The 12,378-nt window shown below is 37.7% G+C and carries 13 protein-coding genes; 6 read left to right on the forward strand and 7 right to left on the reverse strand.

Annotation, left to right across the window (positions count from 1 at the left end):
• Nucleotides 1–104: 104 nt before the first annotated feature.
• Nucleotides 105–812, forward strand: coding sequence for a beta-phosphoglucomutase (gene pgmB, locus SCI76_RS14420; RefSeq protein ID WP_028411951.1), 708 nt, complete (start codon nt 105–107; stop codon nt 810–812).
• Nucleotides 813–900: 88 nt separating this feature from the next.
• The gene (locus tag SCI76_RS14425; protein WP_407544029.1) at nt 901–1,770 is read left to right on the forward strand and encodes a Cof-type HAD-IIB family hydrolase; all 870 of its coding nucleotides are present in this window, start codon (nt 901–903) and stop codon (nt 1,768–1,770) included.
• 33 nt (nt 1,771–1,803) lie between these two features.
• Here SCI76_RS14425 and pdxK read toward each other — a convergent pair whose 3' ends face one another.
• The 3 genes from pdxK to SCI76_RS14440 form a co-directional block, all read right to left on the reverse strand.
• Nucleotides 1,804–2,628, reverse strand: coding sequence for a pyridoxine/pyridoxal/pyridoxamine kinase (gene pdxK, locus SCI76_RS14430; RefSeq protein ID WP_047749570.1), 825 nt, complete (start codon nt 2,626–2,628; stop codon nt 1,804–1,806).
• A gap of 326 nt (nt 2,629–2,954) precedes the next feature.
• Nucleotides 2,955–4,088 carry an alanine dehydrogenase gene (gene ald, locus SCI76_RS14435; protein ID WP_013059863.1) on the reverse strand — a complete coding sequence of 378 codons (1,134 nt, stop codon included), beginning with the start codon at nt 4,086–4,088 and terminating at the stop codon, nt 2,955–2,957.
• A 252-nt stretch (nt 4,089–4,340) separates the two neighbouring features.
• Nucleotides 4,341–5,576, reverse strand: a complete 1,236-nt coding sequence (locus SCI76_RS14440; RefSeq protein ID WP_028411954.1) for a CdaR family transcriptional regulator — start codon at nt 5,574–5,576, stop codon at nt 4,341–4,343.
• Nucleotides 5,577–5,972: 396 nt separating this feature from the next.
• On the opposite strand from SCI76_RS14440, the gene gndA reads away from it, so the two are divergent.
• Nucleotides 5,973–7,385, forward strand: a complete 1,413-nt coding sequence (gndA, locus tag SCI76_RS14445) for an NADP-dependent phosphogluconate dehydrogenase (RefSeq protein ID WP_310884137.1) — start codon at nt 5,973–5,975, stop codon at nt 7,383–7,385.
• 42 nt (nt 7,386–7,427) lie between these two features.
• Here the strand turns inward: gndA and zwf are convergent, their stop codons facing one another.
• Together zwf and SCI76_RS14455 are read right to left on the reverse strand one after the other, a co-directional pair.
• Nucleotides 7,428–8,930, reverse strand: a complete 1,503-nt coding sequence (zwf, locus tag SCI76_RS14450) for a glucose-6-phosphate dehydrogenase (RefSeq protein WP_013085508.1) — start codon at nt 8,928–8,930, stop codon at nt 7,428–7,430.
• 305 nt (nt 8,931–9,235) lie between these two features.
• The gene (locus SCI76_RS14455; RefSeq protein ID WP_013085507.1) at nt 9,236–9,682 is read right to left on the reverse strand and encodes a staygreen family protein; all 447 of its coding nucleotides are present in this window, start codon (nt 9,680–9,682) and stop codon (nt 9,236–9,238) included.
• A 177-nt stretch (nt 9,683–9,859) separates the two neighbouring features.
• On the opposite strand from SCI76_RS14455, the gene SCI76_RS14460 reads away from it, so the two are divergent.
• From SCI76_RS14460 to SCI76_RS14470, 3 genes are all read left to right on the forward strand, one after another.
• Nucleotides 9,860–10,534, forward strand: coding sequence for a uracil-DNA glycosylase (locus tag SCI76_RS14460; protein WP_028411955.1), 675 nt, complete (start codon nt 9,860–9,862; stop codon nt 10,532–10,534).
• A gap of 103 nt (nt 10,535–10,637) precedes the next feature.
• Nucleotides 10,638–10,955: a YwdI family protein gene (locus tag SCI76_RS14465; protein WP_028411956.1), complete on the forward strand. Its 318-nt coding sequence runs from the start codon at nt 10,638–10,640 to the stop codon at nt 10,953–10,955.
• Nucleotides 10,956–10,970: 15 nt separating this feature from the next.
• Complete coding sequence (locus SCI76_RS14470) at nt 10,971–11,342, forward strand: DUF423 domain-containing protein (protein WP_034264472.1); 372 nt, start codon at nt 10,971–10,973, stop codon at nt 11,340–11,342.
• 24 nt (nt 11,343–11,366) lie between these two features.
• On the opposite strand, the gene gerQ is transcribed toward SCI76_RS14470, so the two are convergent.
• Both gerQ and SCI76_RS14480 read right to left on the reverse strand, forming a co-directional pair.
• Entirely contained in the window at nt 11,367–11,840 is a 474-nt protein-coding gene (gene gerQ / locus SCI76_RS14475) for a spore coat protein GerQ (RefSeq protein WP_168761637.1), read from the reverse strand.
• A gap of 26 nt (nt 11,841–11,866) precedes the next feature.
• Entirely contained in the window at nt 11,867–12,289 is a 423-nt protein-coding gene (locus SCI76_RS14480; protein ID WP_016765947.1) for a cell wall hydrolase, read from the reverse strand.
• Nucleotides 12,290–12,378: the final 89 nt, after the last annotated feature.

A 12,378-nucleotide genomic window follows, 5' to 3' on the forward strand; every position in this document is an offset into this window, starting at 1 on the left:
AAATTTTTATGATAAAGTGAACAATATCAACGGTATTTTAACATGGTGGGATGTAATAAAAGCATTTAAGTAATGGCATAAAGATAGGTACAGAGGAGGATAATATGAAAAAAGAAGAGCTACAAGCGATTATTTTTGATTTAGACGGTGTTATTGCAGATACAATACATTTATATTATAGAGCAAATAAAAAAGTAGCAGATCAACTTAACGTTTCGTTTTCTGAAGAACTAAATCAACAGCTGCAGGGAATCAGCCGGATGAGAACTGTAGAGCTCATTGCTGCGCAAGGCAATGTACACCTGACAGTGGAACAAAAAGAAGAGCTTGCTTATGAAAAGAATAAGCATTATCAGGCTTTAATAAGAGAAATGACAGAAGATCATTTACTTCCAGGCATTAAAATGTTGTTAGAAGATTGTAAAAAACAAGGCATTAAAATGGGAATTGCTTCTTCTAGTTCGAATGCAAATACTGTAATAGATGCGCTAGGAATACGCTCTTTTTTTGATTGTATTGTGGATGTGAGGAAAATCAAGAAGGGAAAACCAGATCCAGAAATATTTTTGACAGCTGCCGATCAATTAAAAGTAAAACCCGATGCATGTGTGGCAATAGAAGATGGAGAGGCAGGTATAAAAGCTATTAATCAAACAGATATGGTTTCTATCGGCGTTGGTAAGCATCTGAGGGAAGAGGATGTGAATTTTCGCGTATATTCAACAGCTGATTTGCATGTAAAGACGATCAAAGAGGTTTTCGAAAAAGCAAGAAAAGGAACAGATTATAACAGCGCGTATACAAAAAATTAGTAAATCTTTTACATGCAAGTAGCAAAGCGCTAAAAAACATATGCTAGAATAAAATAAGAGAGCAAAGATACATAGGAAGGGGTACATCATGATTAAATGTATTGCGATCGATATGGATGGAACGCTAGTAAATAGTGAACAAGTTGTAAGTAAAGAAAATGCCCAAGCGATTAAGACAGCTCAAAAGGCAGGGGTGGAAGTTGTTGTTGCTACGGGACGTTCTTATGAAGAAGCGCGTTATGTTTTAGAAGAAGTAGGACTTCATACATATTTAATTTGTGCAAACGGAGCAGAGCTTCGCAATCCACAAGGGGAAAAACAATATTCAGTAGGCATGACGATGGAAGCTATTCGTGAAGTAGAAGATATTTTTAAGAAGTTTCAGCTGTACTTTGAAGTCTATACAAGTGAAGGTACGTATTCAAATGACTATGAAAAAGCTTTGTCCGTATTAATGGATATTTATTTAAGTGCTAGCTTAAAAGATAATTATGAAAAATCGTTAGAAGCGGCAAAAGAGCGTTTCAATAGCGGCAGAGTAAAGCTTATTGAAGAGTATGAAGCGCTGTTTCAAGATCCAAACAAGGACATTTATAAGCTGCTTGCTTTCTCTTTTGATGAAGAAAAGTTAGAACAGGCAAAAGTAGAACTTGTGAAGTTAGATTCTATTGCAGTCAGTGCATCTGGTAAAGAAAATATTGAAATAAATGATGAAAATGCTCAAAAAGGAATTGCGGTTACATCATTTGTTCAAGAACGCCATATTTCTTTAGAAGAAACGATGGCTATTGGAGACAATTATAACGACGTATCGATGTTTCAGCGAGTTGGACGTGCCGTAGCGATGGGAAATGCCCCTCAAGAAATTAAAGAGTTTGCCCATATCGTAACAGGAACAAATGACGAGCACGGCGTAGCTCAAGCTATCTTAAATGCGCTTGAAACAGTCAAACAATAAGCAAAATAGAAAAGCATGCCTTTAGGCATGCTTTTAGTTTGTTACTTTTTCTTTGTTACGACGGTATGCACCGTGATTTGTTGGTCCGACATATTGATTTAAAGCAAATGAATGGCGAATTGCTTCTGTAATAAACTCTTTTGCTGTATAAATAGCTTGTTTGACGTCACTGCCTTTTGCCAATTCAGCAGCAATCGCAGCTGAGTATGTGCATCCAGCACCATGTGTAAATGTCGTTTCAATACGTTCAGACTCTAAGATCTCAAATGTCTTTCCATCATAAAGCAAATCGATTGCTTTTTCGTGTGCTAATTTACTTCCACCTTTAATCAATACATATTTGGCACCAAGTTCAGAAATTTTCACGGCTGCTTCTTTCATTTGATCAACCGTTTTGATAGGGCCAAGTCCGCTTAATTGACTAGCTTCAAATAAGTTAGGCGTTACGACTGTTGCTTTTGGAACTAGTACATCACGCAAGCTGACAGTTGTTTCCGGATGAAGCGCTTCGTCTTCTCCTTTACATACCATCACAGGATCTACTACAACATTTTTTAAATCGTATTCTTCAATTGTTTTTGCCGCTAGTTCAATAATTTCCACTGAGCCAAGCATACCCGTTTTTAGAGCTTGTACGCCTACGCCTTTTACAATTGTTTTCAGCTGCTGTTCAACAGTGGAAGCTTGTTGTGGAAATACGTTATGAGACCAGCTGTTATCGGGATCCATTGTTACAATTGTTGTTAAAGCTGTCATTCCGTAAACACCAAGTTCTTGGAATGTTTTTAAATCCGCTTGAATGCCAGCTCCGCCGCTGCTATCAGAACCAGCAATGGTTAATGCTTTATTCATTGTCATAAAAAATCCTCCCGTATTTTAAGTTCATAGAGAAAATAGAGTAAAACTTCCACCGGTCGGTCTTTAGCTGCCCAATGTGTTTTAGATAACTTTCTTCCATTCACTTTTCCTTCTATTTTATCGCTTTTAATGTAGATATTCAATTTCTAAAAACTGTATGAATCCTACGTGGAATTTAGAATTATGACGACTGCCTGTAAAGCATGCGTCAAATGAAAAGTAAAGATACACAAAACTTTAAATAGTCGTGGTTTTTACAGTTAATTGCTGTTCATTCAAAATAAAAACGCCCTTAACAGAAGGTTAAGGACGTTTTTTATTATTTATTAGATAGAAGCTAATTCTTTTTCAAGAGCTACGTCTACTGATACATAATCGTAACCTAAATCATGTGCAACTGCTTCATACGTAATAGCTCCGTTTGCAACGTTCACTCCTAATTTTAACGCTTCGTTTTGAGCGATTGCTTTGTGAACACCTTTAGAAGCAATTTGAAGTGCGTAAGGTACCGTTACATTTGTTAAAGCAATCGTTGATGTGCGTGGAACTGCTCCTGGCATGTTCGCAACTGCATAGTGTACAACACCGTGCTTTTCATAAGTAGGCTGATCGTGTGTTGTAATGTGGTCAATTGTTTCAACGATACCACCTTGGTCGATTGCTACGTCAACAATAACAGAACCTGGCTTCATGGTTTTCACCATTTCTTCTGTTACGAGTTTTGGAGCTTTTGCACCTGGGATTAATACTGCACCAATCACTAAATCTGACTCTGCTACTGCATCCGCAATGTTATAAGGATTTGACACTAGCGTATTGATTTGGTTGCCAAAGATATCGTCTAATTGACGTAGGCGTTCAGGACTTAAATCAATAATCGTTACATCAGCACCGAGGCCGATTGCGATTTTTGCAGCATTTGTACCAACACCGCCGCCTCCAATAATCGTTACTTTTCCGCGGCTAACTCCAGGAACACCCGCTAATAAAATTCCTTTTCCGCCGTTTGATTTTTGAAGGAATTGTGCACCAATTTGAGCAGCCATACGTCCTGCTACTTCGCTCATAGGTGTTAATAGAGGCAATGTACGATTGACTGCCACTGTTTCATAAGCAATAGCCGTTACACCGCTATCTTTTAATGCTTTTGCCAGTGCTGGTTCAGCTGCTAAGTGAAGGTAAGTGAATAAGATAAGACCTGGTCTAAAATAGCCGTATTCACTTGCTAATGGTTCTTTTACTTTCATGACCATTTCAGCTTGTGCCCACACGTCAGCTGCTGTCTCAACAATTTCAGCTCCGGCTTTTACATAATCTTCGTTTGTGAAGTTACTTCCAATACCCGCTTCATTTTCAATTAATACACGATGACCTGTACCAACAAATGATGCTACGCCTGCTGGTGTAATCGCTACTCGGTTTTCGTTGTTTTTGATTTCTTTTGGTACGCCAATAATCATGATTAATTTCCCCCTTGGTCGTTTGTATATCTTTAGTATAAAGAAAGTTTTGTGAAATTTCTTTGTCTAGAAAGAAGAATTGAAGAAGCGGTTTTTGTTTAAACACACAAATGTAACCGCTTACTTATCAGAATTTTTAATTTTTATGTCAGGTTATCTAACATTGTTAAGGGAAGAAAACATAAAAAAAGAGCTATTTATTTATCGTAAAATAAATAAATAGCTTTCTGTTAAAAAATATAACATTATCTGTTATTTTTTATATTTCATTAACTTAATATCAATATAAAGAGTCATTTTTTGATTAACATCCTTTAAGTTGATATCACCAATCTCTGAAATTCGCTTTAATCGATAGCTAAGTGTATTCATATGCACATTTAATTCTTTGGCTGCTTCATTAATATTGTTATCATTATTTAAAAATACTTCAAGAGTCTCCACCAAGTTACTGTTATGACGAAGGTCATAATCAGTTAGCTTCTTTAAAGAATGGTTTTCAAATTGATCTTGAACGCGCTTGTCTAAAATAACATCTAGAAATTGATAAATACCTAATTCTTGATAGTTAATAATCTCTTTTGTTTCTTCTGGAAACTTACTTTTCATATCTAATACGTTCAAAGCTTCTTTATAGCTTTTTTCGATATGATCGTGCGATGAATAAATACTGCTGCAGCTGGCTTTAATTTGAGTAACATCAAAGCGTTCATGCATGTTTCCTCTAAAATAGTCTACAAAATCTCGCTGTTCATCAAGAGGATTTTCAACCGCATCCAAAGAAAGCAGTAAGATTAAATCATTGCAATCAATCGTATAAAGAACGATTTTTAAGCGGTGCATTGTTTTCAACATATACGAAATTTGGCGTTCAGCTTCAGGCGTAATATCTTCTTGGAAGCGGAAGATAGCAATGGAAAACGCTGATGGAGCCGTAATTTGAGCTTCATAAAACGCTTCTGAAATTTCTTGACGAGACTTAATGTGGCCAGTTAATAATTTCCAGAAAAATTCCTGTGAGCGCTCTTCTCGTTTGTATTTTCGAATTTGAAGCTGCAGCAATTTGTTTTTTAATACATTCGCAGCTTTTTTTAATAGCTCCACCTCTTCATCGCCTAAGGCTTTCTCAATTTCCACAGCCCAAATGAATCCTAGAACTTCTTCATTTTTCCAGATAGAAATGGCTATACGATCTCCAAGCCCGATTTCATTTATATTTTTCACACGCACAGGTTCATTTGTCTCAAGCAGTTTCGGAATAATGCCTTCTTTCCATAAGTTGTTAATGACTTTTTCCGGAACTCTTCTTCCAATAATCGTAGCAATACGCGCTTGGTCCGTTCTTTCATCATGGGTGCTGTAAGCTAGTAAGCGATGATTAGCATCTTCAATCGTAATAGGACAGTTCAATACCTCGCTAATGCGATCAGCAAATTCTTCAAGCGTATCAAAATTTTCTTTGAACGGATCTTTGATTGGTTTTGTCATATATAAAATCCCTCTTCGTAAAACAAAATAAGTACTAGTGCAGCTTTTTTAGCTGCAGTAAATATAGTAAAACGGTAACAACCGTGTTGATCATCAATTCATTGAAATGATTAACTGCTTAATATTTTAACAAAAGTAATTGTTTAAGAAAATGTTAAAATGCGTCTAAAGGTAGTTAAGAATGTACGGATGATTAGTAACTGCGTTCATTTCACTTATTTTATCGAAATTTTCTTCAAAATAATCAATGTTCGGTGAGCATGATTCTTTTCAAATGTGTATAATAAAACGTATGATTATGGTTATATCAAACTTGAATCTGTAACTTTCTTTATGATATGTTCAGTTACGATTAGGTTGACCAATTCATATTACACATGAAGGGAAGAATTTAACATGGCAAAACAACAAATCGGTGTTATCGGTTTAGCGGTTATGGGGAAAAACTTGGCGCTAAACATTGAGAGCAGAGGCTATTCTGTTTCAGTTTATAACCGCTCTCCTGAAAAGACAGAAGAGTTCCTAAAAACAGAAGCAGAAGGTAAAAATTTTGCAGGTACATACAGTGTGGAAGAGTTTATTAATTCTCTTGAAAAACCGCGTAAAATTTTATTAATGGTTAAAGCTGGTGCTGCTACAGATGCAACAATTGATTCGTTAAAACCATACTTAGAAAAAGGCGACATTTTAATCGATGGCGGAAATACATTCTTCCAGGATACAATTCGTCGTAACAAAGAGCTAGAAGAATTAGGTATCCATTTCATCGGTACAGGCGTATCCGGCGGAGAAGAAGGCGCATTAAAAGGACCTTCAATCATGCCTGGCGGACAAAAAGAAGCATATGAACTTGTAAAACCAATCTTAACAGCTATTTCAGCGAAAGTTGAAGGCGATGATTGCTGCACATACATTGGACCAAATGGTGCAGGTCACTACGTAAAAATGGTTCATAACGGCATCGAGTATGGCGATATGCAGTTAATTTGTGAAGCATACTTCATCATGAAAAACGTATTAGGCTTAGAAACAGATGAATTACATAAAGTATTTGCTGAATGGAATAAAGGCGAGCTAGATAGCTACTTAATTGAAATCACAGCTGATATCTTTACGAAAAAAGATGAAGAAACAGGTAAAGCACTTGTAGACGTTATTTTAGATACTGCAGGTCAAAAAGGTACAGGTAAATGGACAAGCCAAAGTGCGCTTGATTTAGGTGTACCACTACCAATCATTACGGAATCTGTATTTGCACGCTTTATTTCAGCTATGAAAGAAGAACGTGTAAAAGCAAGCAAAGTATTGAGCGGTCCAAATGCAGCTGCATTTGAAGGCGATAAAACCGAATTAGTAGAAGCAATTCGTAAAGCATTGTACATGAGTAAAATTTGTTCATATGCGCAAGGGTTTGCTCAAATGAAAGCAGCTTCTGAAGAATATGACTGGAATTTACAGTACGGTGATATTGCAATGATCTTCCGCGGTGGTTGTATCATCCGTGCACAATTCTTACAAAAAATTAAAGAAGCTTACGATCGCGATGCAGATCTAACAAACTTATTGTTAGACCCATACTTCAAGGATATCGTAGAAGGCTATCAGTCGGCTCTTCGTGAAGTTATTTCAATTGCGGTTAAACAAGGTATTCCTGTACCAAGTTTCTCAAGTGCATTAGCTTACTATGACAGCTACCGTACAGAAACGCTACCAGCGAACCTTTTACAAGCGCAACGTGACTACTTCGGAGCTCACACATATCAACGTGTTGATAAAGAGGGCGTATTCCATACTGAGTGGTTAAAATAAAAAACAAGAAAAGCAGCTGTATACTACAGCTGCTTTTTTTGTTTACTCTTTAGGTGAGAAGTTGTCTTCTCCGACTGGCCACCAGTGGAAACCGTCTTCAGCAAGCAATGCGTCTGATTCTTTTGGTCCCATTGAACCTGATTCGTAGTTCGGGAAGTTTTGTGCTTTTGTGCTTTCCCATGCTTCTGAGATAGTATCAACAAATTTCCAAGAAAGGGCTACTTCATCCCAGTGAGTAAAGTTCGTTGCATCTCCAAGCATGCAATCATAAATAAGGCGTTCATAAGCTTCCGGTGTATTCATTTTATCTCCACAGTTATTGCAATAGTTCAAGTTAATCGGTGTGGATGATGTGGCACCTGGCGTTTTACGCGCGTTCAAGTGAAGCGTAATGCCTTCTTCCGGTTGGATATGAATGACAAGCAAGTTTGGATGAATTTCTTTATCTTTATTGAAGTACAGGTTCATTGGTAAGTCTTTGAACTGTACAACAATTGTCGTTGCTTTTTCTTTCATGCGTTTACCTGTACGGATATAAATCGGTACGCCAGCCCATCTGAAGTTATCAATCATAAGCTTACCAGATACAAATGTAGCGGTATTAGACTCAGGATCAACCGAGTTTCCTTCGCGATAGCCGATAACTTCTTCTCCTTCAAGTACACCTTTGCCGTATTGACCTCGTACAAAATAATCATCTACTTCATCCACTGATAAAGAGCGAAGAGCACGCAATACTTTTACTTTTTCACTGCGAATTTCTTCCGGTGTTAATTTAATCGGCGGTTCCATTGCAAGTAGGGCCACCATTTGAAGCATATGGTTTTGTACCATATCTCGAAGGGCACCTGAAGATTCATAGTAACGGCCACGGTCTTCTACACCAAGCGTCTCACTAGACGTAATTTGGATGTTTGAAATGTATTGGTTGTTCCACATCGGTTCAAATAGAGCATTTGCAAAACGGATAACTTCGATATTTTGCACCATTTCTTTACCGAGATAGTGGTCGATACGATAAATTTGATCTTCCTTAAATGCATGGCGAATTTGTTCATTTAATTCTTTAGCAGAAGGATAATCATGGCCAAACGGCTTTTCAATGACTAGGCGGCTCCAGCCTTCTGTTTGTGTTAAACCTTCATTTTTTAAATTCGAAGCAATCGTTCCGAAAAATTCAGGTGCCATTGCTAGATAGAAAATACGATTTCCAGGCACGTTGTATTGCTCATCAAGGCTTTCTGTTAGGCTTTTTAATTCTTGATAAGAAGCGACATCTGTTACGTCAAACGGTTGGTAATAAAAATGTGAAGCAAACTTTTCAATGTCAGCGTCACTGTTTTTGAAACTGCTCACTGATTTTTTTACATTTTCGCGTAATTCGTCATTAGTCCAAGGTCTTCTTGCGACACCAACAACAGCGAAATCTTCCGATAGTTTGTTCGCTTTATATAAGCGGAAAATAGAGGGGAATAACTTACGTTTTGCTAAATCACCTGTAGCGCCAAAAATTACGATAATGGATTTTGGTTGTACATTTGTCATTACTTCTAGGACCTCACTTTGTCGTAGTTACGTTCAATTTTTTTCCGCTTTAACAGACAACACTTAAATGAAATCTGGGGATTCATTGCCCGTTAAACTCGGCCTTTATAAACAAACGAATGATTGCTTGTTTACCTTTTCCTTTATGTATAGAACTACTAATAAATTGTAACGATTTTAAAGGGTTAACGCAAATAGATTAAAACAATTTGTAGTTATTATTCCATGTTTTTAACAAGTTTAAAAGTATTTTGTTTCGAATACGGAGAAAAAGCTACCGTTATTTTAACAGTAGCTTTTCTCATTTATTTATATTGATACAGGGAACCGATAGATTTTTTTGTTGAAAATGGCAGCTCAGGGCTATCGGCAATGATAAAAATAGGACAGTGCATTAAAAGTGGATGTTTTTCGAAAAAGGAAGCATCAGCGTGATAGATAGACGATAGAATAACAGGGAGTTGTTCTAAAAAGTGAAGGTAGCGTGTAATGGTTTCATCTGTTGATGTATGCGCACCGATGTAATAATACACAGTAAGGGAATAAAAACCTTTATCGAAGACGAAGGATGCTAAATATTCGTTCCGCTCTTTTTGCATATGATCGTAGGCAAATTCAATGCCGATTTGAATGGAAGGAACAGAAGTGTGTTGACCTGGGAAAACGGTGTATTTTCTTGGTATCATTGGTTCAACGGGTGTAACACCCAGGCTGTAGGTTACGTCTATTTGGTGGGGATTGCTGATGATCATATGGAATCCCTCCTTTAATATAAAAATACACTCTTTATAAGTGTATACAAAGTTTCATTGAACATGACAATATTAAAATATGCCCAGGCTCTCAGCGTATTTAAAGCAGGCAACGTTTGAGCAGGCGGCAGAGTTTACGATAAAATAACAAAAAAGATTATTATGAGGTGATAAGCAATGAGTATTTTAAAAAATGACTGGGCTCCTTTATTAGAAGAAGAATTTCAAAAAGACTATTACATACAGCTTCGAGAATTTTTAGTGGATGAATATAATCACCACACCATTTATCCTGATAAATATGATATTTTTAACGCTTTACACTATACGGATTATAAAAATGTAAAAGTTGTCATATTGGGACAAGATCCTTATCATGGACCAAATCAAGCGCATGGACTGAGCTTCTCTGTTCAACCAGGAGTCAAAACACCGCCTTCTTTAGTGAATATTTACAAAGAGCTGAAAAATGAAATGGACTATCACATTCCGAATAACGGTTATTTAGTCAAATGGGCAGAACAAGGTGTTCTTTTGCTTAACACTGTTTTGACGGTTAGAAGAGGGGAAGCGAATTCTCACAAAGGAAAAGGATGGGAACAGCTGACGGACCGCATTATTGAATTAGTGGCACAAAAAGAGGAGCCGGTCGTGTTTTTGCTGTGGGGCAAACATGCACAAGCTAAAAAAGAGCTCATTCATCATTCACACCATTTAATTTTGGAAAGCCCGCATCCTAGCCCATTTTCAGCTAATCGAGGCTTTTTTGGCAATAATCATTTTCAACGAGCAAATGAGTTTTTGCTCCAACACGGACGTCAATCCATCGATTGGCAAATTGATGATGTGTAAAAGTGAGCATTTCATGAAGATTAGCTTCAGACATAGCCTCCTATTTCATCTTTTGATAAAATAGCTGTATAAAGTCATATTGAATGTAAGATGAGGTGTCTACATGGATATAAAAATGGCGCAGCTCCTTGATAAAATTAGTGCAGAAGTACAAAAAGCGAAGCACCATTCGAATAGTGGGAACGTTCGAGATCAATTGGTTGCTATCAAAGCACTGTGTGAGCTTGCATTAGATCAAAATGAAGAGGTTTCAGCATCGAAACCTGTCTCGGTTTCAAAACCTGTTGTCATGTCTTCACCGGAAATTATGCAATCGCCTGAGATTATGCAGCAACAGATTATTCAGTCATCCAAACCTAATTTTGAAGGAACGAAATTGAAATCAGATGATGCAAACGGCGATAGTTTGTTTGATTTCTAAAGTGAGGAGAAAAAAATGAAACTATTTTTAATAATCGGTGCAATCAATGCGATGTTAGCGGTTGCTCTTGGTGCTTTTGGAGCACACGGGTTAGAAGGGAAAATCTCAGAGAAGTATTTAGAGGTATGGAAAACAGGAGTGCAGTACCAGATGTTCCATGCAATAGGACTGTTTGTCATTGCGTTTCTATTAAGCAAATTTCCTCAGTCTTCTTTGTTAACAGCTTCGGGCTGGATTATGTTTGCAGGGATTGTGCTGTTTTCAGGCAGTCTCTATGTATTAAGTACGTCCGGCATTAAAGTTCTTGGCGCGATTACTCCGCTAGGTGGAGTTGCATTTATTGTGGCTTGGATTTTAATTGTTGTTGCAGCTGTAAAATGGCTATAAAAAAACCCCTGAAAAGGGGTTTTTTTAACGCGGAGAATAATTGCTCAACTGCTGTCCTCCACCGCTAAACGGATAATTATATTTGATTGGACCCTCAAAAGTAATGTAATCGAGATAAACCATAAGCAGTAAATAGCGGGTGCCAGTTTGCGGATCACTTAAAATGATATGATCGCGTCCGGCTGCTTCAATTTCTCCTCTAAAGACCTTCGCGTTCCACTGCGTATTATTTTCAAACGTCATATATACAGTCGCTATTTTTCCTCGATTTAAACGTAAAATATTTTCAATATATGATTCTTCAATGGGCAGTTGATTTGGGTCTTGCGGGGCACCACTGCCTCCAGAAGAGGTAGGGGGCGGACCTCCTTGGCTTTGCCCTTGAACCTGCTGTCCGCCTGGCTGCTGCGGCTGAGGCATATAATAAGGGTAGTTTGGACTCATATACGGATTTTGCATATATTGCTGTTGCGGTTGATTAGACTTTGGTTTTTTCATAGGAACCTCCTTCAAACAAAAAGAAATTAGTAAACTCCTGGACAATCAGCTTGAGTTGGTGCAAAGAAACAGTGAGATTTAAATCGTCCTGTGTTATTTTGGTTATACCATTGAGCAGGACAGTCGCCGCTGGGCTTGAAAAACCACAGTGAGTTTTCCGCGGGGTTAAAACGTTCCCCTCTTAATACACGTCGTGCAAGTGTAATTTCAGACTGGCGGGCACGCTGGTAAAAGTAGCCTTTTTGAGTTGCTTCAAATCCGCCTGGGTTTTGAAACACCATCTGACGAATGGTTCTTATATTTCTAAAATCCAAACAGGGAGCTTTAGCACGGTTCACGCCTACATTTCCTACCAGTAACATCCCTTGTTTTCCTTCACTTTCAGCTTCAGCTCGAATGAGTCTGGCTAGGAGCTTAACATCTTCTTCGTTGTGTGCAACGACTGCCATTATCCCACCTCGCTTACTTGTGACACTGTTGTATATATATGGTCCTGCAAGTGCGAATATGCCATGGCTAGAAAATAAAAAACCTGTTT

Source organism: Priestia sp. HNGD-A6 (assembly GCF_045784335.1).
Classification (GTDB): domain Bacteria; phylum Bacillota; class Bacilli; order Bacillales; family Bacillaceae_H; genus Priestia; species Priestia zanthoxyli.